The organism is Ruegeria sp. SAZD013, from assembly GCF_059612525.1.
Window position 1 is genome coordinate 301,454 of record NZ_JBXWQT010000013.1, and the last position, 21,056, is coordinate 322,509.

21 protein-coding genes and 1 pseudogene are annotated in these 21,056 nt (G+C 57.6%); 11 read left to right on the plus strand and 11 right to left on the minus strand.

Features of this window, described 5'->3' with window-relative positions; translation table 11 throughout:
• Positions 1 to 2 precede the first annotated feature (2 nt).
• The 4 genes from AC2FLU_RS03610 to AC2FLU_RS03625 form a co-directional block, all read right to left on the minus strand.
• Positions 3 to 191 carry a hypothetical protein gene (locus tag AC2FLU_RS03610; protein ID WP_209504399.1) on the minus strand — a complete coding sequence of 63 codons (189 nt, stop codon included), beginning with the start codon at positions 189 to 191 and terminating at the stop codon, positions 3 to 5.
• Positions 188 to 1,126 (minus strand): carbohydrate ABC transporter permease, encoded by a 939-nt coding sequence (locus AC2FLU_RS03615; protein WP_010442361.1) that lies wholly within the window; start codon positions 1,124 to 1,126, stop codon positions 188 to 190. The genes AC2FLU_RS03610 and AC2FLU_RS03615 overlap by 4 nt, the downstream gene beginning before the upstream one ends.
• Positions 1,123 to 2,070, minus strand: coding sequence for a carbohydrate ABC transporter permease (locus tag AC2FLU_RS03620; protein ID WP_170332156.1), 948 nt, complete (start codon positions 2,068 to 2,070; stop codon positions 1,123 to 1,125). The genes AC2FLU_RS03615 and AC2FLU_RS03620 overlap by 4 nt, the downstream gene beginning before the upstream one ends.
• Before the next feature lie 79 nt (positions 2,071 to 2,149).
• Positions 2,150 to 3,469, minus strand: coding sequence for an ABC transporter substrate-binding protein (locus AC2FLU_RS03625; protein WP_209504400.1), 1,320 nt, complete (start codon positions 3,467 to 3,469; stop codon positions 2,150 to 2,152).
• A gap of 219 nt (positions 3,470 to 3,688) precedes the next feature.
• Here AC2FLU_RS03625 and AC2FLU_RS03630 point away from each other — a divergent pair.
• Positions 3,689 to 4,623 (plus strand): annotated as a pseudogene (locus tag AC2FLU_RS03630) (IS5 family transposase).
• 129 nt (positions 4,624 to 4,752) lie between these two features.
• On the opposite strand, the gene urtE reads toward AC2FLU_RS03630, so the two are convergent.
• The 5 genes from urtE to urtA are packed head-to-tail and all read right to left on the minus strand — an operon-like array spanning position 4,753 to position 10,715.
• Positions 4,753 to 5,448, minus strand: a complete 696-nt coding sequence (urtE, locus tag AC2FLU_RS03635) for an urea ABC transporter ATP-binding subunit UrtE (RefSeq protein ID WP_209504401.1) — start codon at positions 5,446 to 5,448, stop codon at positions 4,753 to 4,755.
• A 3-nt stretch (positions 5,449 to 5,451) separates the two neighbouring features.
• Complete coding sequence (gene urtD, locus AC2FLU_RS03640; RefSeq protein ID WP_209504402.1) at positions 5,452 to 6,192, minus strand: urea ABC transporter ATP-binding protein UrtD; 741 nt, start codon at positions 6,190 to 6,192, stop codon at positions 5,452 to 5,454.
• Positions 6,189 to 7,418 (minus strand): urea ABC transporter permease subunit UrtC, encoded by a 1,230-nt coding sequence (urtC, locus tag AC2FLU_RS03645; protein ID WP_496808276.1) that lies wholly within the window; start codon positions 7,416 to 7,418, stop codon positions 6,189 to 6,191. Before urtC ends, urtD begins: the two co-directional genes overlap by 4 nt.
• Before the next feature lie 3 nt (positions 7,419 to 7,421).
• On the minus strand, positions 7,422 to 9,374 hold the full coding sequence (gene urtB / locus AC2FLU_RS03650) for an urea ABC transporter permease subunit UrtB (protein ID WP_480623722.1): 1,953 nt from the start codon (positions 9,372 to 9,374) through the stop codon (positions 7,422 to 7,424).
• A 60-nt stretch (positions 9,375 to 9,434) separates the two neighbouring features.
• Positions 9,435 to 10,715, minus strand: a complete 1,281-nt coding sequence (urtA, locus tag AC2FLU_RS03655; RefSeq protein ID WP_209504405.1) for an urea ABC transporter substrate-binding protein — start codon at positions 10,713 to 10,715, stop codon at positions 9,435 to 9,437.
• 293 nt (positions 10,716 to 11,008) lie between these two features.
• On the opposite strand from urtA, the gene AC2FLU_RS03660 reads away from it, so the two are divergent.
• The 9 genes from AC2FLU_RS03660 to AC2FLU_RS03700 all read left to right on the plus strand — a co-directional run bounded on the left by AC2FLU_RS03660 (position 11,009) and on the right by AC2FLU_RS03700 (position 17,416).
• The gene (locus tag AC2FLU_RS03660; protein WP_480520396.1) at positions 11,009 to 11,932 is read left to right on the plus strand and encodes an urease accessory protein UreD; all 924 of its coding nucleotides are present in this window, start codon (positions 11,009 to 11,011) and stop codon (positions 11,930 to 11,932) included.
• Between the two features lies 1 nt (position 11,933).
• Positions 11,934 to 12,236 carry an urease subunit gamma gene (locus AC2FLU_RS03665; RefSeq protein ID WP_209504406.1) on the plus strand — a complete coding sequence of 101 codons (303 nt, stop codon included), beginning with the start codon at positions 11,934 to 11,936 and terminating at the stop codon, positions 12,234 to 12,236.
• A gap of 16 nt (positions 12,237 to 12,252) precedes the next feature.
• Entirely contained in the window at positions 12,253 to 12,414 is a 162-nt protein-coding gene (locus AC2FLU_RS03670) for a peptidase M23 (protein WP_209504407.1), read from the plus strand.
• Positions 12,411 to 12,716: an urease subunit beta gene (locus AC2FLU_RS03675; RefSeq protein WP_209597619.1), complete on the plus strand. Its 306-nt coding sequence runs from the start codon at positions 12,411 to 12,413 to the stop codon at positions 12,714 to 12,716. Before AC2FLU_RS03670 ends, AC2FLU_RS03675 begins: the two co-directional genes overlap by 4 nt.
• Positions 12,716 to 14,425, plus strand: coding sequence for an urease subunit alpha (gene ureC / locus AC2FLU_RS03680; protein ID WP_480520394.1), 1,710 nt, complete (start codon positions 12,716 to 12,718; stop codon positions 14,423 to 14,425). The genes AC2FLU_RS03675 and ureC overlap by 1 nt, the downstream gene beginning before the upstream one ends.
• An 18-nt stretch (positions 14,426 to 14,443) precedes the next feature.
• Positions 14,444 to 14,896, plus strand: coding sequence for an urease accessory protein UreE (ureE, locus tag AC2FLU_RS03685; RefSeq protein WP_209504410.1), 453 nt, complete (start codon positions 14,444 to 14,446; stop codon positions 14,894 to 14,896).
• Positions 14,880 to 15,533, plus strand: coding sequence for an urease accessory protein UreF (locus tag AC2FLU_RS03690; protein ID WP_209504916.1), 654 nt, complete (start codon positions 14,880 to 14,882; stop codon positions 15,531 to 15,533). The genes ureE and AC2FLU_RS03690 overlap by 17 nt, the downstream gene beginning before the upstream one ends.
• Positions 15,530 to 16,180, plus strand: a complete 651-nt coding sequence (gene ureG, locus AC2FLU_RS03695; RefSeq protein WP_480520392.1) for an urease accessory protein UreG — start codon at positions 15,530 to 15,532, stop codon at positions 16,178 to 16,180. Before AC2FLU_RS03690 ends, ureG begins: the two co-directional genes overlap by 4 nt.
• Positions 16,181 to 16,834: 654 nt before the next feature.
• A complete protein-coding gene (locus AC2FLU_RS03700; protein ID WP_480520390.1) occupies positions 16,835 to 17,416 on the plus strand; it encodes a TMEM175 family protein in 582 nt (193 codons plus the stop codon).
• A gap of 144 nt (positions 17,417 to 17,560) precedes the next feature.
• Here the strand turns inward: AC2FLU_RS03700 and AC2FLU_RS03705 are convergent, their stop codons facing one another.
• Positions 17,561 to 18,886, minus strand: a complete 1,326-nt coding sequence (locus AC2FLU_RS03705; protein WP_496808275.1) for a metal-dependent hydrolase family protein — start codon at positions 18,884 to 18,886, stop codon at positions 17,561 to 17,563.
• 250 nt (positions 18,887 to 19,136) lie between these two features.
• Between AC2FLU_RS03705 and AC2FLU_RS03710 the strand changes: the two genes are divergently transcribed.
• On the plus strand, positions 19,137 to 20,351 hold the full coding sequence (locus tag AC2FLU_RS03710; protein WP_480520385.1) for a carbohydrate porin: 1,215 nt from the start codon (positions 19,137 to 19,139) through the stop codon (positions 20,349 to 20,351).
• 460 nt (positions 20,352 to 20,811) lie between these two features.
• Here the strand turns inward: AC2FLU_RS03710 and AC2FLU_RS03715 are convergent.
• On the minus strand, positions 20,812 to 21,056 hold a 245-nt coding region (locus AC2FLU_RS03715; protein ID WP_496811870.1), incomplete at its 5' end, for a tyrosine-type recombinase/integrase.

Below are 21,056 nucleotides of genomic sequence, written 5' to 3' on the forward strand. Positions count from 1 at the left end.
TTCTACTCCGGGAAATGGCTGACGATGATGAACATGACGGTTCCGATCAGCGTGACGATGAAAGAATATGTGAAGGCCCAAAGGACAAAGGGCTGCATAAGCATGAAGACACCCAGAGCGATGAGGATGGTCGCGATCATCTCCCATGGGCCCCGGCGAAAACGCATCAATCCGGTAAGAAACTCGCTCATTTGCGCACGGCTCCGAATGTGATCCCACGCAGCAGGTGTTTGCGCATCAGGATGGTGAAAATCATGACAGGGATCAGGAAGATCGTGGCACCTGCCGCCACTGCAGGCCAGTCCAGGCCGCCAATACCGATAATGGTTGGGATGAACGGTGGTGCAGTCTGCGCGTTCGCGGATGTCAGCAGCACGGCAAACGCGTACTCATTCCAGGCGAAGATCAGGCAAAAGATAGCTGTTGAGGCTATGCCGGTCGCGGCTTGCGGCAGCACCACTTTGTAAAACGCCTGAAACCTCGTGTAGCCATCTATGAGCGCGGCTTCTTCGTACTCTCTTGGGATTTCGTCGATGAAGCCTTTTAGCAACCAGACCGCCAAGGAAATATTCACGCCCGTATACAGCAGGATCATCCCCAGATGCGTGTCGCTTAATCCAAGGTTTCTGAACATCAGGAAGATTGGGATGGCGACAGCGACCGGTGGCATCATCCTTGTACTCAGGATAAAGAACAAAAGGTCGTCCTTGAGCGGGACCTTGAACCTGCTGAACGCATAGGCTGCCAGCGTGCCAAGGAAGATACTCAAGAACGTCGAGCCAAATCCGATGATAACCGAATTCATAAAGCGCTCGCCAAACTTTGATGGCCCGACAATCACCATGTCGTATTGGCGGACGATCTCATCGGCCCAGTTCTGCGGCGGGTTCGCTTCCAAAAACTCCTGCGTCTGCCGCGTGCGCGTGGTGAAGAGATTTACATACCCTTCAAGCGTTGGGTCAAAGACCACTTTGGGTGGGTAGCTGATCGCATCGGCTGGAGACTTGAAACCTGTCAGTAAAATCCAAACCAGCGGGATCATTGTGATCAGCGCATAAGTGATGACCAGAAAACCGGCGATCCACTTGGAACGGTTCGAAGGTTCGGTTACGGAAAAACTGCTCATCTCTGTTTCACCTTGTTCAAGGCTTTGACGTAGATCGACGCAAGGCCGAACACGGTGACGAAAAGGATGATCGCATAGGCCGAGGCGTAGCCCGTACGCCACTTCTCAAACGCCTCCCGCTTGAGATTGATTGAGGTGAGTTCCGTTACAGAACCGGGCCCTCCGCCGGTTAGCTGAACCACCAGGTCGAACATCTTGAAGTTCTCGATCCCTCGAAACAGCACGGCAAGCATCAGGAACGGCAGGACCATCGGGATGGTGATCGTAAAGAACTGCCGCAGCTTGCTGGCCCTGTCGATCTCAGCCGCCTCGTAGATGTAATCGGGAATGCTGCGCAGCCCGGCCAGACAGATTAGCATCACGAAGGGGGTCCACATCCAGGTGTCGACAATAACGATCGCCCAAGGGGCCAAAGTAACGGATCCCAGCATTTCAAAGCTCGATGGATCTTTGCCTGTGAACCATGACACGATGTAGTTAAACAGCCCGATTTGAGGTTGATACAGGAACTTCCAGAAGTTCCCGACGACTGCAGGAGACAGCATCATCGGCAGCACGATGATCGTGGTCCAAAGATCGTTGCCCTTGAATTTCTTGTTGATCAACCAGGCCAAAGTAAACCCGATCAAGACCTGGAAAAAGATCGTCCAGAACAGGAAGTGCGCCGTCGCCTGCATATTTAGCCAGGTGTCCGAGTCTGTCAGAATACGCTCGTAATTCCTGAGCCCGACATCTTTGACTTCGCGCCCGATCCGGTTGGCCTTGTAGTTGGTAAAGCTCAGTTGGATGGTCCAGATCAACGGAAAGATGTTGATCGCCAGCAATAGAAAAATCGTCGGGGAGATGAATATCCAGGCGATCGCGCGGTCGGATAACCCTCGGATTTTTCGCGCAACTCGCTCGGGCGTTGCCTGGGCAACGCGATCTACGGTCCGGTCAGACATCTCTTTGCCAGTTCTTGTTGGTTTAGGACTCACGGGTGAAGGTGGAGCGGGATTGCGCCCGCTCCTGCCTGTGTCCGGACTACAGCTTGCCTTCGTCTTCGAAAACTTCAGTCCAATCTTCGATCAAAAGATTAAGAGCTTCTTGAGCTGTACCTTGATCAGCAACGACGTAGTCGTGGATGCGTTTCTGCATGGCCAGCAGGAGTTCTGCATAGGCAGGCTCTTGCCAGAAATCCTGAACCCCAGCCATTGCTTCCAGGAAGTCACCGGCAAACGGTTGGCTGTCCACGAAACCAGGATCTTCCAGCACTGAGTTATGCGCCGAGTAGCCGCCTAGCTCCCACCACTTGGCCTGCACTTCAGGCTGTGCGAACCACTTGATGTACTCAAGTGCAGCGTCCTGTTTGTCAGAGTAGCTGACAACAGAGATACCTTGTCCGCCCAGCGTCGAACCTGCCTGATTTTGCGGTGGGTTCACAAAGAAGTCGATCTTGTCACCGCCGGTATTGGGGTCAGCATAGAGACCTGGGAAGAACGCAAACCAGTTCATGGCCATGGCGACCTGACCGGACTTGAAGGCGTCCAAGCTCTCACCCATGTAAGAGTTGGTATATCCCGGAGGCGTCGCCGTTTCGTAGAATTCCTTATAGAATTCCAGCGCCTCTACCGCTTCGGGTGAGTTTACGGCGCCTTCCATGTCATATGAGCCCGGGGTGTTTTCGTATTTAAAGCCCCAAGGATACAGTGCTCCGGTCACACCCATGGTGATCCCTTCCGAGCCGCGCTCGGTAAAGATAGCTGCGCCGTAGACTGTCTTGCCGTCGATCTCACGACCCTGAAAGAACTGGGCGATCTGTAATAGTTCTTTCTGAGATTCAGGCTCACGTAAATCCTGACCAGTTGCTTCTTTGTATGCGGCTTGTATTTCAGGATTTTCGAACCAGTCCTTGCGATAGAACCAGCCATTCGCATCGCCCATCGCAGGCAGGGCATAGTAATTGGGTGTGCCCTTGGGCCAAGTTGAATAGGCGTAGACAGTGGCCGGCGCGAAATCGTCCATGCTGATGCCTTCAGCATCGAAGAAGTCGTTCAGTTTGACATAGTGGCCATTTTCAGCGCCACCGCCGATCCATTGGCTGTCACCAATAAGCAGATCGCAGAGCTTACCACCGGAATTCAGCTCATTCAGCATCCGGTCCGCAAAATTTGGCCAGGGAACAAATTCGAAGTTCATCGTGTGGCCGGATTCTGCTTCGAATTCTTTTGATAGTTCGACAAGCGCGTTGGCCGGGTCCCATGCAGCCCAACATAGCGTCAGATCTTCAGCATTTGCCTTGGTAGAAAGAGTAGTAGCGGCAAGGACTATTGCGCTGGCCGAGGCCAGTTTTGTGTAAGTCATCCATTCCTCCCTTTTTGCGCCGTCAATCGAGGATGTGCGAATCGCGGCATACTTCCAAGCCTATTTGAGGTACGCACCTCATGTCCAGATTTTTTTGAGGTTCGTACCTCAAACTGTCAGAAGAGGCCGTCAGATATTCTTTTAGCTGTTGATTGGCTTTGTTGCGCAAAGGTTGGGTGAGGGATTCATCTCGTGAATCCAGCGTGGTAGCTGGACTGCATGAGCAGACCTATCCCGCCGAGCTACAAGACCAAGAACTGGCCAGCCTACAATGAAGCCCTCAAGCAACGTGGCTCCCTGGCGATCTGATTTGATCCGGACATGGTTTGGGTACCACCGCCGACCGGTAAGCAAGGCCGGCAGCCGCAGTATAGCGGCGCTGCGATTCAGACATGCCTGACGACGATGAAGGTCCTCTTCGGCATGGCCCTCAGGCAGACCACGGACTTCGTGGAGAGCCTGCTGCGCCTGGTCGGCCTCGACTGGTCGGTGCCGGATTTCAGCACGCTGAGCAGGCGCCAGAAGACCCTGGCGGTTTCCATACCCTATCGCGGCTAGCAAGGTTCCCTGAACCTTCTGATCGACAGCGCCGGCTTCAAGGCGGAGGGCCAAGGCGAATGGCATGCCCGCAAGCATGGCCGCGCGAAACGCCGTCTCTGGCGCAAGATCCACATCGGCGTTGACGAACAGACGCTGGAGATCCGCGCCATCGAAATCACCGGTAACAACATCGGTGATGCGCCCATGCTGCCTGAACTACTCAGCCAGATCCCGGTCGATGTCGAGATCGCCTCGGTCACCGCAGACGGGGCGTATGACACGCGCAAATGCCACGATGCCATCGCAAACCGGGGTGCCCACGCCGTTATCCCGCCGCGCAAGAACCAAAACCGCGAAAGCCATCGACAGCAGGCGCTATCGCCCGTAACGAGGCGCTGTGCGCCTCGAAATACCTTGGCCGTGCCATCCGGCGAAATTGGAGCGGATACCACCGCCGCAGTCGCGCCGAAACGAAGATGCACTGCGTGAAGCTGTTGGGGCAGAGCCTCATGGCGCGCGACTTCGAGCGTCCAGTCGCCGAACTCCCAATCCGTGCAGCCGTCCTGAACAGCTACACCGCGCTCGGCATACCGGTCACAGAGCCCACAGGATAAGTACGTCCGGGGAAAAGGGAAGTCCGGGCTTCAGGCTCTTCGCGCAACAAAGCCTAGCTGGAGTGCTAAATTGCGCCCCTTAAACCCTGAAGCTTCTCGCCGCTCAATAGGCTGGTTCCTTTATGAATGTCAAACCGTTACGCCTTGCAGAACCTGTTCCCGCGATAGCTCGTCCCGCGTGCCTTGCATCAGGACCGCGCCGCGCCGCAGGACGATGAACTTGTCGGCAAGATCATAGGCGAAATCGAAATACTGCTCGACCAGAATGATGGCCATCTCTCCTTTGGTTCGGAGGTGACGAATTACTTCGCCGATCTGCTGGATGATGTTGGGCTGAATGCCTTCGGTTGGTTCGTCCAGCAGCAAAAGTTGAGGCTTGGCGATCAGCGCCCGGGCGATGGCAAGTTGCTGTTGCTGGCCACCCGACAGATCACCCCCGCGCCGGTTCTGCATTTTCTTCAGCACCGGGAACATATCGAAGATCTCGTCCGGAACGAAATGTTCGCTTGCTGACAGGCAGGCAAAACCGGTTTCCAGATTTTCGCGCACAGTCAGCAACGGGAAAATCTCGCGCCCCTGCGGCACATAGGCCACGCCTTTCCACGCCATGCGATGGGCTGGCAGAGGCGGCAGGGCCTCGTCATTCAGCATCAGATCGCCGCCCGAGCGCGGATGCGTGCCCGAGATCGCCTTGATCAGGCTGGTCTTGCCCACACCATTGGTGCCCATCACGCAAGTCACCTCTCCTCGCGCGGCCTCCAACGAGATACAGTTGAGGATTTGCGAGTGCCCGTAATGCAGGGTCAGATCGGTCAGTTTCAGCATTGTTTAGCGCCCCAGATAAACGTCGATGACATCCTGATTTGATGTGACATGATCCAGCGAACCTTCGGCCAGAACCGAGCCTTCATGCAGAACCGTGACCCGACAATTCAGGCGGCGGACGAACTCCATGTCATGTTCCACAACCACGACGGCGCGGGTCTTGGCGGCCTGTACCAGCAGGTCGGTTGTGTGTTCGCGTTCTTGCGAGGTCATCCCGGCGGCGGGTTCGTCCACTAGCAACAGACGTGGTTCCTGCGCCAGTAGCATCCCGATTTCCAACCATTGCTTTTGTCCGTGGCTTAGTTCGCCGGATTTGCGGAGCAGTTCGCCATACAGGCCAATCTCAGCGGCCAGTTCCTCGACCTTCTCCAGATGATCCGTCGAAGGGCGATAGAACAGCACACCCAGCCAGCCCCGTTTATTCTTCAACGCCATCAGCAGGTTTTCCTGCACGGTCTGGTCCTCGAACACGGTGGGTTTCTGGAACTTACGCCCGATGCCGGCTTGCGCGATCTTGGCCTCGCTCATTCGCAGCAGGGAAACGGATTTCTCACCCCAGGTTACCCGGCCCTCGTCAGGCCGGGTCTTGCCGGTGACAATATCCATGAAGGTCGTTTTACCTGCCCCGTTCGGCCCGATAACCGCGCGAAGCTCGGCCTTGCCAATCTGGAAGGACAGGTTGTTGATGGCGCGGAACCCGTCGAAGGTGACTGAAACGCCGCTGACCTCCAGCAGAGTGCTCATTCCAAGGCCTCCATTTCGCGCAATGCGCTTTCATCGGGTCCAAGCGGGGCACCGTAGCGTTGCGGCGCGCGGTGGTTGGTCCAGAGGTCGAATAGCCCTCCAATACCCTTTGGTGCGAACAGGGTTACCAGCACGAATGAGACGCCCAGCAGCACCTGCCACCAGTCGACCCATTTGATCGTGTAGAACCCAAGTGGGATGTCCGGCGCTTGTCCACCTGTGAACCATGTGCTGAGCAGGCTGACAGACGCCGCGCCGATGACCGCTCCATACAGGCGACCACGCCCGCCGATGGCGACCCAGACGGCAAGATATATCGAGGCAATGGGGGCCATCTCCTCGGGGTTGATGATCCCCGCCTGCGGATAATACAGCGCGCCCGCGATGGCGGCGATGCAGGCGGTCAATGTGAAGACAGCCAGCTTGTAATTCTCGACCGAATAGCCAAGGAACCGCACTCGCGCCTCATTATCGCGGATGCCGCGGATAACCGAGCCGAACTTGCCCGCCACGATCCATGCCGCCAGCATGTAGCCCAGCCCCAGGGCCAGCGCTGAGGCCCAGAGGAACCAGATTGACACCAAGTCCTGCGAGGCCGTGACGCCCGGCAGGTTCTGCAGGCCCGACAGGCCGTTGTTGCCACGCATACCGCTGTCGTTCTGGAACAGGTACAGCGCCAGTGCCAATGTCATGGCTTGGGTCAGGATCGACAGGTAGACACCCGTGACCCGGCTGCGGAACGCCAGCCAACCAAAGATCAGTGCCAGAAGGCCCGGCACCAGCACGACCAGCGCCAGTTGCAGGAACAGGCTGTCCGAAAAGGCCCAGATCAGCGGGAATTCGGACGATCCGACGACGCCGAAGATTTGCGTGCCGATGGCATCCACGACCTCGGCCGATGTTGGCGGAATGTCGGCTTGGGAGAGCGACTCCACCACGATCAGGCGGGTACGTTCATACATCAGCCACATGCCGATCATGTAGCCGCCCAGCCCGAAGAACGCGAAATGGCCGAGGGACAGGATGCCCGTAAATCCCCAGACCAAATCCATGGCCACAGCGATCAGGCAAAGGCACAGGGTCTTGCCCAGCGTTTTGACAAAGCTGGTCGAGATCACGCCAATCCCGAACCCTTCGGACAGGACGGTGACGCCCAACGTGAACAGGGAGAGGATGGCCAGAAAGACCAGTACCGATGGGTTTTTGGCGACAAAGCTGCGTTCCATGGCTCAATCCCCCGCCGCACGACCTTTGAGGGCAATGATGCCCCTTGGCCGGAACTGGATGAAAATGATGATGAAGATGATCATGTATGTTTGCGCGGCGAGGGTGTTCGAGGGGTTCATCCACTCGATCCCCTTTTGCAGGAAGCCGATCATGCCCGCACCTGCCAGCGCGCCCCAGATGTTTCCGACGCCGCCAACAACCACGGTCATGAAGCTTTGCACGATATAGTCGCTGCCCAGATCGGACGTGACCTTTGCGAACAGACCAATCGCAACCCCGGCAATCCCGGCGATGCCCGAGCCCAAGCCGAAGGTCAGCATATTCACCCGCCCCGGATTGATACCCATCGACCCGGCCATGCGTGGGTTCTGTGTCACCGCGCGCATCTCAAGCCCAAGCCGCGTGCGCTTCATAATGTAGAGGAACAGTCCCAAAAAGATCGTCGCCAGCACAAAGATCGCGATGCGGATATAACTGATCGAAACCACATCGTTCAGCACCCACGCCCCATCCAGCCAGCCGGGCGCGGTCAGCGGGCGGGCCTGCGTGCCAAAAATGTTCTTGGCCAGCTGTTGCAGTGCGATTGAGATGCCAAAGGTCGCCAGCAGCGTCTCAAGCGGACGGGCATAGAGCCAGCGGATAACTAGCCGCTCCATCGCGACGCCCATCGCGAAGGTGACGGCAAAGGCCATCGGGATGGCGACGATTATCGACAGCGTGTGGTCGGGGATGAACTGCTGCACCACGTATCCGGTATAGGCGCCCATCATGATGAACTCACCATGAGCCATGTTGATCACACCCATCACGCCGAAGGTGATCGCCAGACCGATGGCTGCCAAGAAATAGATCGACGCCAATGAGATCGCGTCCAGTGTCAGGTCGAGCGTCTGGTTCAGGCCGACCTTCAGCTCGATCTGTTCAAGTGCCTGCACTGCAGCTGCGGTCACTTCGGGCGAGGGTTCCGTGTAGGTATCAATGAACACATGTTCAGCCAGCGCCGTGTTTATGTCGGCCTCGGTTACCAAGGCGGGAACGACCCTTGCCTCTGCCAAGGCTACATATGCCCGAGCGCGCGTTTCATCTGTATTCAGTTGCGCAAGCGGAATGTCACCAACGCGACCCCCGTCAATATTGGCCGCAAGAGCTGTCCGGATATCATCCCGTGACAAGCGTGGGGGCGCCAGATTGCCAGTGACCAGCAAGTCATAGGCCTCATCGCGCGTCAAATCACTCGAACCCGGTTCTAAAACGGCGGCGATATTCACATTAGACGGAAGTTCCGGTGCTGCTTGTCGCGTCGTCGCGATCAGTGGATTTAATGCGCCACGGACGTCCACGCCCAGATCGTCGGACATCTGCTCAATCGCAGCCACGCGCGCCGCGGTATCTTCGTCATATCCAATCGTCAGCAACCGTTCGAGCCGTTGTTTGTGAGCTTTCAGATCAGCATCAGCTTCATCGGCAATCGACGCGCGTAGGGGCTCCAGCAAAGCACGTTCGGGGTCACGTTGGATGGATTGCAAAGCGGCCAGCCGCCGAGCGCGGTCCGGATCTGTTAGCTGGTACTGCACCAGAGCCGTGCCAATCATCGCGCGGATGCCGCTATTGGGCTTCAACTGCTTCAGGTTGGATTTCTCGAAAATACCAACGACCTCGCCAGTATCGAAATCGGTAAGCTCATACGACCGGCCTTCGACCTTTTTGCCTGCAAAGAACAGGCCGTCCGACTTGCGCATCCACACGTCCTTGGCGGCCCATGTCTCAAGCATCACCTGCGCTTGCGGCAACCCGCTGCTGGCAATCGCATCAATCGCGGGCCCGATTGTCTTGCGTGAGCTTTTGGCGATGATCTCCTGATGCTCTTGCAGGATCGGTTGCAGACCGGCCTCTTGCGCGTTGGCGGTCAGGTGGGCGCATAGAATTGCGAGGCCCGCAAGGAAAAGTCGTAACATGTGGTGAAACCCGAGTGTCTTTGGGGGCAAGGCGGGCATCACACCCACCTTGCGTGTCGGTTAGTAGTTCGACAGGGTCTGAACGCAGGTCTCGGTCTCGGTGTTGTACATACCGCAGCCCAGCTCTTTCCAATCCGATACCAGCACCGCCGATTCCGGTAGGAAGTCGGTCCAGGCGTCGCCCGGCACAACGTCGGTTTCGCTGATGATGTCGAACTGGCCGTCTTCCTGAATCTCACCGATCAGAACCGGCTTGGCCAAATGGTGGTTCGGCAGCATGACAGCGGTTCCACCGGTCAGGTTCGGGAATTCCTGCCCGTACATCGCGGCGCGCACGGCATCTACGTCGGTCGAACCGGCCTCGGTCGCGGCGTTAACCCACATGTTGAAACCGATGTAATGTGCCTCCATCGGGTCGTTGGTCACCCGGTCTTCGCCCATGGTAGCTTTCCATGTTTCAACAAATTCAGTGTTGGCGTCGGTATCCGCCGACTGAAAGTAATTCCAAGCAGCCAGATGGCCCACAAGGTTGGTTGTATCCAGGCCCGACAGTTCTTCCTCTCCGACCGAGAACGCAACGACCGGAATGTCATCCGCCGAGACGCCAGCCGCAGCCAGTTCCTTGTAGAAGCCGATGTTGGCGTCGCCATTGATGGTTGAGATCACTCCGACCTTCTTACCATCCGCACCCAGCGCAACCACATCCGCCACGATCTTGGACCAGTCGGAATGGCCAAAGGGCGTGTAGTTGACGAAGATATCACCGTCCGCGATGCCCTTTTGCTTCAGATAGCTTTCGAGGATATTGTTGGTGGTGCGGGGATAGACATAGTCTGTGCCAAGCAGCGCGAATTTCTCAACGCCAAGCTCGTCGAGGAAATAGTCGGTCGCCGGGATCGCTTGTTGGTTCGGCGCGGCACCGGTATAGAAGACGTTTTTCGAGCTTTCTTCACCCTCATACTGCACCGGATAAAACAGAAGGCCGTTCAGTTCCTCAATCACCGGCAGCACCGATTTGCGGCTGACGGACGTCCAATTGCCAAAGATCACATCCACCTCATGCACGGTCAGTAGCTCACGCGCTTTTTCCGCAAACAGCGGCCAGTCGGATGCAGGATCAACCACAACTGCCTCAAGCTGCTTGCCCAGCAGGCCGCCTTTGGCGTTCTGCTGGTCGATCAGCATCAACATCGTGTCTTTCAGCGTGGTTTCCGAAATCGCCATAGTGCCTGACAACGAGTGCAGTACGCCGACTTTGATCGTGTCTTCAGCAGACAGAGCGGCCGTTGCCATGGCGGCAAAGACAACCGATCCGAAGAGCGTGGATTTGAGAGATGTCATGTAATTCTCCTGGCGGGGCGGGCACAGAAGCCTTGCGTTGACACGCTGTCTTCTACTACCTGATCCCCGCAACTGTATGTTGCGTTACGTGTGGCGGTTGTGTCCGAGGTCCAATTCGCGCAGCCGTCACACACCCCCGGCGGTCGTTAGCCCGGCAGGCCCCACATCGATTCTGCATTGCAGCGAAATAGGCAAATCTGGCCCCATAGCATTCTGGCAAAGTGGACTGATATGCCCGATTTTTGATCTACATGCTGCATGCGTGATTAAAAATTGCACTTACGGTACGGGACTTGGTCGAAAATCTGCACCTGTCGATAGAGTTTCGACATCCCAAAGGTGAAAAAGCGCCAAACGTTCATGACGCGAAAGCCGCTGCCATCACTCAATTCACGCCCATATCGTCAGCGTCACATGCGAGACCGCCACGCGCTGAAGGCCGGGTTACGCTGTCGGCCAAACTGTTCCACGGGCGCAGTGTGATTGATCGCTTGCGGCCGGCGGGTTCGTTCAAATGTCTCTTCCCACGCGGACACGGCAGCCAATTGGACGCCGTGCTTTTGAACACGGCTGGTGGTGTTACTGGCGGTGATGATTTCCGGTTTTCAGGCCGCGCAGGCCGGGGCACCGAACTGACAGTGACCACGCAGGCTTGTGAGCGGGCATACAAAGCACAACCCGGTCAGGCCGCACGCATCGTCAACACTTTAACCGCCGGTCCGCAGGCAAGGCTGAACTGGCTTCCGCAAGAGACGATCCTGTACAGTGGCAGCGCATTAAACCGGCGCTTGCGTATTGATTTGGCCGAGGATGCCTCGGCCCTTATGGTTGAACCTTTGATCTTTGGTCGTACCGCGATGGGTGAAACTCTGACGGATATCCGCCTCAGCGATCGGATCGAGATTCGGCGCAACGAAAGGATGGTGTTTCTGGACGCCACCCGGTTCACCGGCGACCTTAGCGCGCATCTGGCCCGTCAGCACATTGCAGATGGCGCGGGCGCGATGGCCTTAGTCGCATTTGCCTCGCCCAGGGCCGAAGGGCATCTGAAGGCAATCCGCCAGATGCTGCCCGATACCGCCGGGGCCAGCCTGTTTCAACCTGACCTGCTGGTCGTCCGACTGCTGGCCAAGAACGGGTATGCCCTGCGCCGAAGTCTGATGCCCGTGCTTCGGCGACTGAACAACGACTCGCTTCCAAGATGCTGGACAATCTGACATGAACCTGACTCCCCGTGAAAAAGACAAACTGCTGGTCGCCATGGCCGCTGAAGTTGCCCGTAAACGACTGGCCCGTGGTGTCAAACTGAACCATCCCGAGGCGATTGCCCTTATCACCAGCGCCGTGGTTGAAGGCGCACGCGACGGGCGGTCGGTCGCCGATATGATGCAAGCCGGGGCCGAGGTGATCACCCGCGCGCAATGCATGGAAGGCGTCCCCGAGATGATTCACGAGGTTCAAGTTGAGGCCACCTTTCCCGACGGCACCAAGCTGGTGACCGTTCACAACCCTATTCGCTAAAAAAAGGAACACTGATATGACCCGCATGCTTTTCCCTGTTCTGATCCTGGCTGGCCCCGCCGCCGCGCATAACGGCACGCATATCCACGCGCATGGCACGGACTATGCCGCTCTGGCCGTGGGCCTCGCGATTGTCGCGTTGGCTGCTGTTGCCTTGATGGTGAAGCTAAACAAATGATCCCCGGCGAGCATTTCCCCGCTGAAGGCGAAATCACGTTCAACCTGGGCGCCGAGCCGTTGACGCTGATGGTCGCCAATACTGGCGACCGCCCGATTCAGGTCGGCTCGCACTATCATTTTGCCGAGACCAACCCGGCGCTGGAATTCGACCGCGCTGCCGCCCATGGCCTGCGTCTGGACATCGCCCCCGGCACCGCCGTGCGGTTCGAACCGGGACAGGAACGCGAGGTTTCGCTGATCCCGATCGGCGGCGCACGCAAGGTCTATGGGTTCAATCAAAAGGTCATGGGGGCGTTGTGATGCCAGCAAAAATCAAACGCTCCGACTATGCCGCCATGTTCGGCCCCACCACCGGCGATAAAATGCGGCTGGCCGATACCGACCTGATCATCGAGGTCGAACGCGATCTGACCATCTATGGCGAAGAGGTCAAGTTCGGCGGCGGGAAAGTGATCCGCGACGGGATGGGGCAGTCTCAGGTCACACGGGACAAGGGGGCGGTGGATACAGTCATCACCAATGCGCTGATCGTGGATCATTCGGGTGTCTACAAGGCGGATGTCGGTCTGAAAGACGGGCGTATCGCCAGGATCGGCAAGGCGGGGAACCCCGACACGCAGCCAGGTGTCGACATTATCATCGGCCCCGGCACCGAAGCCATCGCGGGCGAGGGGCGCATCCTGACCGCAGGCGGGTTCGACAGCCATATCCACTTCATTTGCCCTCAGCAGATCGAAGACGCGCTGCATTCCGGCCTGACCACCATGTTAGGCGGCGGCACGGGTCCGGCCCATGGCACGCTGGCCACCACCTGCACCCCCGGCCCCTGGCATATCGGACGGATGTTGCAGGCGGCGGATGCCTTCCCGATGAACCTCGCCTTTGCGGGCAAGGGCAACGCCTCATTGCCAGCTGCGCTCGAGGAACAGGTCAATGCCGGGGCCTGCGCTCTGAAACTGCATGAGGATTGGGGCACGACCCCTGCCGCCATCGACTGCTGCCTGTCGGTGGCCGATTCGATGGATGTACAGGTGATGATCCACACCGATACTCTGAACGAATCCGGTTTCGTCGAAAACACTGTCGCCGCCATGAAAGGACGCACCATCCACGCCTTCCACACCGAAGGCGCAGGTGGCGGCCATGCCCCTGACATCATCAAGATTTGTGGCGAGAATCACGTTCTTCCCTCCTCGACCAACCCGACGCGACCTTTCACTGTAAACACGGTCGAGGAACATCTGGATATGCTGATGGTCTGCCATCACCTCGACAAGTCCATCCCCGAGGACGTAGCCTTTGCCGAAAGCCGCATCCGGTGCGAGACCATCGCGGCCGAGGATATCCTGCACGACATGGGTGCGTTCTCGATCATCGCGTCTGACAGCCAGGCCATGGGCCGGGTCGGAGAGGTGCTGATCCGCACATGGCAAACCGCCGACAAGATGAAGAAACAGCGAGGGCGTCTGACCGAGGAAACCGGTGAAAACGACAACCTGCGGGTCCGCCGTTACATCGCCAAGTACACCATCAACCCGGCGATTGCCCACGGTCTGAGCCATGAAATCGGCAGCATCGAGGTAGGCAAGCGCGCCGATCTTGTCCTGTGGAACCCGGCCTTTTTCGGCGTGAAACCCGAGATGGTTCTGCTGGGCGGTACAATTGCCTGCGCGCAGATGGGCGACCCAAATGCCTCGATCCCGACACCGCAACCTGTTTACAGCCGTCCGATGTTCGGGGCTTATGGGCGGTCGGTGGAGCACTCGGCGATTACCTTTGTCTCGGCAGCAGCGCAGGCGGACGGGATCGGTGAAACTCTAGGCCTGGCCAAGAAAACAGTCGCCGTGCGGAACACACGCGAGATTGGCAAACGCAATTTGCTGCTAAACGATGCGACGCCCCATGTCGAAGTAGACGCGGAAACCTACGAGGTCCGCGCCGATGGTGAATTGCTGACCTGCCAACCTGCCGAGGTGCTGCCGATGGCGCAGCGATACTTTATGTTCTGAGATACAAGGAGCACCAAGATGACCACCGCGATCAAAACCGCTCGTATCTACCACGACCATGCGCATGCACCCGCTCATGCGCAGGTCTCGCTGGACTATGATGGCCGCTTCCTGCGCCGCAAGATGCTGGCCACGGATGATGGCGAGGCGTTTCTGGTTGATCTCTCCAACACCAAATCGCTGGATCATGGCGGGGTTCTGGTATTGGAAGACGGTCGTGAGATTGAAATCGTCGCGGCCCCCGAAGAGCTGCTGGAGGTAAAGGGCGACCACCTGCTGCGCCTTGCCTGGCATATCGGCAACCGGCACACACCCTGCCAAATCGAATCTGACAGGCTGCTGATCCAGCGCGATCACGTCATTCGCGACATGCTGATGAAACTGGGTGCCGATATTCGCGAAGTCGTCGAACCCTTCACCCCCGAAGGCGGGGCCTATGGCCACGGCAGGACCCATGGTCACGCCCACTAGCTCTGACATCCTGACACTGACCCAATGGTTGTCCCCCGCCTATCCGGTTGGGGGCTTCGCCTATTCCCACGGGCTGGAGGCAGCGATTGAACTGGGCCGGGTCGCCAGCGCAAACCAGACAGGCGACTGGGTCGCCACGATACTGCAACATGGCTCGGGCTGGAATGACGCGCTATTTCTTGTGGCCGCGTATAACGCCGATGACAGGGCCGCGTTGGCCCGAATCGATGCCTCCGCCCGCGCCTTTTGCGCCGGGTCGGAACGGCTGATGGAATCCGACCTTCTGGGTCAGGCTTTCGGATCCGTGACCGGAGATATCTGGGGGCTCGACCTGCGGCGCCTCACCTACCCGGTCGCGGTGGGCCGTGCCGCGCGGATGCAGAATCTGCCGCGCCCGCTGGTGTCGCAGATGTTCCTTCAGGCCTTCATGAGCAATCTTGTGGCCTGCGCAACCCGCCTTGTCCCTTTGGGACAGACCGATGCTCAGCGGCTGATTCGTGATCTGACCCCGCTCTGCACTTCGATTGCGGAAACAGCACAACACACGGGCCTTGATGAACTGGGTTCAACCGCATTCCTGTCCGATATCTTGTCGATGAAACATGAAACTCAATATTCAAGGATATTCCGAACATGAGCAGTATGAACGGCCCCCTGCGCGTTGGTATCGGCGGCCCGGTTGGCGCTGGTAAAACGACCCTGACTGCCGCTTTGGCAGAGGCCCTGGGCGAGGCCTTTTCGATTGGTGTCATCACCAACGACATTTATACGCAAGAGGATGCCGAAGCGTTGATGCGGATGCAGATTCTGCCCCGGGACCGGATTATCGGTGTCGAAACCGGCGGTTGCCCGCATACCGCGATCCGCGAGGATGCCTCGATCAATCTGGCCGCCGTGGCAGAGATGCAGGCCCGTCACCCCGGCTTGGATATAGTTCTGATCGAAAGCGGCGGCGACAATTTGTCGGCCACATTCAGCCCGGAACTGGCGGACCTGACACTCTACGTGATCGACGTTGCAGCGGGTGAGGAAATTCCGCGCAAGGGCGGTCCTGCGATAACGAAATCGGACATTCTGATCATCAACAAAACAGATCTCGCCCCCCATGTCGGCGCGTCGCTCGAAGTGATGGAGCGCGACGCCACGCAAATTCGAAAGGGCCGACCTTTCGTGTTTTCGGCCCTACGCCACCGAACGGGCGTTGACGCGATCGTCAGTTTGTTAGCGCAGATTGGGGGTCTGAAAATTGCAGATGGATGTGTTGCAGAGGCTTCTGGCGGTTGACGTGTGCCTTTGACGGCGGAATGACGACCGAACCATGTAGCTCGTAGTCCGCTCACAATTTCGTTCTTGGGCGCGGCGAACCGGCCCGATCGCCGATACAGTGCTCCACCGCAAGGTGTCGTGCCGACACCCCCCGAGGATGAACGCAATCGTCATCAATGGGTTATCTTCGGCAAGTCTCCGAAAGAGCTCGTTTGTCTCGTTGCTCGAAGGGTCCACCAGTACTTGCAACCAGTCTTCGCCTTGCCTCAGTTTTCCACTTCAAAATTTGTTGGCGTAACCTGACCATGTTGATCAGTTTATGGGATATGGCCAAAGTATAGAACCCGCCTGAGCATTGGACTTTAGACACTAGGCGACGTGTTTGGGCGGCCAAGGAACCTAGTCATTTGAAGCAGCTAAGTCTGAGTACCCGAGTCCTCAGAACGTCCGAACTTGTGGGCGAAATCGGCCCAATCCCGACCTTCGCCTCACCTTAACGTTGCTGCAGTCGCAGCCTGCTTACCGGCCATTCGCAGCGCGTGCAAAATCTGGAGATGATCGAACTCACACTCTACGGACAAATCCGCGGTACATGAATACAAGAGACGAGGCGCCATCAAGGTTTACCCTGCGAGCCTGACAAAGTAGCGTGTGCTCGTAGGAGTTCGCCCAATGCAAAAGTTCGACGTCGCTCGATTAGCAGCCCTGTCTGACGGTGTATTTGCGATTGCTATAACTCTTCTTGTCCTGGATCTGGATCTTCCGACCGGCACGGAGAAATCTGTTGGAACACTGATCCTTGCGGACCTTCCGAAGCTGTACGGCTGGCTGATCAGTTTCTTGGCCATCGGTGCGCTTTGGCTCCACCACCATTACATCGTCGCGCAGCTCCGGTTGGCCGACATCACGGTCCTGTTGCTCAATCTGGCCTTGCTCCTGTTCATCTCCGTCGCGCCCTGGACCACCTCGCTGATCAGCGCATACGGCGATAGCCCGGTGTCGGTAATATTGTTCTCGGGCACGCTCGGAATGGGATGGTTGTCGATTGCAATGATGGCAATGCATGCGCGCGACCGCAGCCTCCTCGTCCCGGACGCACCCGCACCGGAGCCGGGACTGGCAACAACCTTGCTTTCAATTCGGGGCACATTGATCGCGATCCTGTCCATTGCACTGGCGTTTGTTGACACCACGCTGGCAATACTTGTCTGGGTCTCGCTAATCGTGATGCACCCATTTGTCTATTACCGCTGATCGCGACCCGCAAGCCAACAACTCCCGACTAGGAATTCCGCAACTCATACCGTTGCGCAATGCCAAAGGTGGAACTCAGAATGCGCGCCGATCAGGGATGGACGGCGCGCATGGGCATATGGGCCGAGCATTCGACCGACGGCCTCACTCGAGCGTGTTCTTGTGGATAACCCCGTCCTTCATGATCAAATCGAAGTTCTGGTCCGGGTCCGCCATCAAGCTTAGAACATCCAGTGGGTTGCCGGCAACGATGATCAGGTCGGCTAAGGCACCTTGGGAAATGACGCCCTTCTCCTTGGGGTATGGGTCCCGCGGCCCTGACAGCTTCAGAAGCTGCGCATTGTCATAGGTCACCATCCGAAGCGCCTCAAAGGGCGTGTAGCCGAAATGCGACCCAAGAAGTGCCACCATCTTGTTCTGCTGGATACCGCCACCTGGCGAAAACAGTATATCGGTCCCGAAGGCGACCTTCAGGTCGTGTTTTTTTGCCAATTCATAGGCTTTTGCGGTTCCCTGAACCATTATCTCTTGCTTGGCTTTCACGAACGGGTTTGCCGCGTATTCCGAGTCATCCTCAATTACAAAGGGTTGCAGAGAGAGCCAGATGTCCTTTTCGGCGAGAAGTGCCATGGTTTCATCGTCCAGAAGCTGGCCGTGCTCCACGACCTTGACCCCGGCTTCTACAGCTGTTCTGACGGCGGTGGGCGTGTAGGCGTGAACCGTGACGTAAGTGTTCCATGTGCTGGCCACCTCGACGGCCGCTTTTATCTCTTCCAGCGTGTACTGCTGCACATCGAGAGGGTCGAAACTCGACGAAGTGCCGCCACCTGCCGCCAATTTGATTTGCGTGGCACCCATCCGAAGTGCCTCACGCACGCGCTTGGTAACCTCGGGCACGCCGTCTGCCGTCATCAGGATCGCATTGCGTTCCCAGTAGTCCAGAGGGTCAGCCGGATTGGCAGGGACAGCGTTTTTGCTGCGGAAGTCAAAATGACCGGAGGTCTGGCTGATCGGCGGGCCCGATGGATAAATTCGCGGGCCCACAAGCTCGCCTGAATCCACCAACTTCTTGATTGCGAAGGGATTGCCGCCCATGTCTCTCACAGTGGTAAAACCGCGCATCACGGTGGCCTCAGCCCCAATCGCACCGCGCAGCGCAACCTCCGACACATCGCCCGCTGCAAGGATATCGACAGGAATTTCGGCAAAGCTAACGTGCCAGTGATTGTCGATCATGCCGGGCATCAGGGTTCCACCCTTGCCATCGATCACCGTCGCATCGCCTGGGTCGATCTCGTCGGTCGAGACGCTTTTGATTGTGGTGCCCTCTATTAGAACATTCGCGTTTTCGATCAGGTCGGGGTTCTGTCCATCAAAAACGGAGACGTTGGTTACCAGGACATCGGATGTCGACTGCGCTTGAGCCGTTCCCGCCAACATTATGGAAATTAATAAAAAAAAGCTTCTCACCTTAGATTCTCCTCGCCGCCAACTCGATTAGACTCTATGATAGAGCAACAAGTCGAACAACATTTTGGGGTGTGACAATCTGGGCAGATGTCGGCGTCTGATCGATTTTGCGTTGGCACCTATAGTGGGCGGACATCTTGGCGCTAAAGGCGCTCTGAGTGGTTGCAACCGACGGGGATTGAAAGGTGGATCGGAAATGGCACAACGCACGGCGAGCGCTGCGTCTGCTTTTCAGGGTCGGGGCGCGCGCATGACAGCGGTGATCGCTGGCCGCGGCTGTGCCGTCCGTTTCTGCCTGACGCTGCTAATCTCCGTCGGCGCAGCGGAGTATACCTGTGCCGAGGTGCTTGGCGGGCCTTCATCGGTCCGGTCCGATTTACTGCTCTCCTACGCGCCGCCCGATCCGAACTATCGCTTCGATTTCCCACGCAACCTGGTCCCCGGTTATTTCGACTGGAAGGACAGGCTCGAAGCGCGGGGAATCAAGTTCAACTTCGAGTATCTTTCGCTTGGCCAATCGACCAACGCGGCGTTTGGACCGGGTAAGGCCGTCGGCGGATTGGCACGGCTTTACGGCACTTGGCAGGCAACCTCCAACGGGTCGCTGACATTCAAGGTCGAGAACCGCCGCAGCTACACAAGCGTATCGCCGCAAGGTCTCGGAGAAGCATCCGGGGCGCTGTCGGTGACCGGCACCGTGTTCAGCGACGCTGGCACGATTCTTACCAATCTGTTTTGGACGCACACCGCTAAAGACAAGCGTTGGGCGGTTCGCTTCGGCTTGATCGACGTCACCGACTATCTCGATTCCTACGGTCTCGTCAGCCCGTACGCCGCCTTTCAAAATGCGGCCTTCAGCACCAGTCCGACGATTGCCGCGCCCAGTCAGGGTCTTGGCGTTGCCGGGGCCGCACAACTAGGTGACAACTTCCTTGTTTTCGGATCGGTGGCAGATGCCAATGCCGACCCGACGACCTCGCCGGACTTTGACGTTGTAGTGGATGGAGATCTCTTCAAGAGCCTCGATTTGGTCTACACGACGGATGTCGGTCTAGCCTTCTACAACAATGCTCATGTCACGATATGGCATTCGGATGCCGCCAGTGATGGCAGCCGTGCTGAGGACTACGGAGCGACTGTTTCGTTGTCAGCGATTTTGCAGAACGGATTTTACCCGTTCTTTCGGGCCGGGCGTTCGCGCGGAACAGCGGCCCTTTACGACCGTTCCATCTCTACCGGATTGGGGTATTTCGCGTCCAATGGCGATCTCGCCGCGGTCGGCTTTGACTGGTCCGGCGCCCGAGATATCGAGGGGACCCAGTTCACGGCAGAAGCGTTCTACCGGTTTTCGCTCTCGCCTGGTCTGGAACTGACCCCGTCGATCCAGTTCATCAAGAACCCGCTGCTCGACCCTTCGGGCGACGGCATTACCCTGATCAGTTTACGCGGACGTTTCGTGTTCTGAGATATGTGGTGTGGCGCAGGCGAGCGACTGTCAGAAACCGTCCGTCAACCCGCCTTCGGTTAGTTGCGGCGCGCACGTCCAGATCCCGCCATTGCCACGGAATGTTTCAGTCCGCATGAACTGCGGCTTCCGGTCGTGAACGCGTCTTCCGTGAATTCTCGTCAGAATTTCACATGGTCGGCATTCTACTCGTCGATACTGAGCGTAGCATCGAACTTGATGAACTCGGAGCCGACTTGCCCGGTGCGGAATGTCGGGTGTTAGAATCTTCGTCTGAACGTCCGCTCTATCGGTTGTCGCATTCACAGGACGCACATGCGGCGGAGGTCCGCAGTCCGCCCTTCACGACGGATTCTGCGCAGATCATAAACGTCCTAGAAGGGCTCGAAGCGGAAGATTAACGGGAGATTCGAATGTCTGCTTGGGAGTGGCGAGCGGACGATCCCGCCCGCCTAAATCGTTAAAGATCGATACGTTCGGCAATACTAAGCGCGTCTTCAAGCTCGACGCCAAGGTAACGCACCGTACTGTCCACTTTGCTGTGACCGAGCAGAAGTTGAACGGCACGTAGGTTTCCGGTCTTTCTGTATATCAAAGCCGCTTTGGTGCGCCTAAGCGAATGCGTGCGGTAGCTGGACGGATCGAGACCAATCGCTGACACCCATTCCCGGACAAGCCTAGCGTATTGCCGGGTCGAAAGATGCG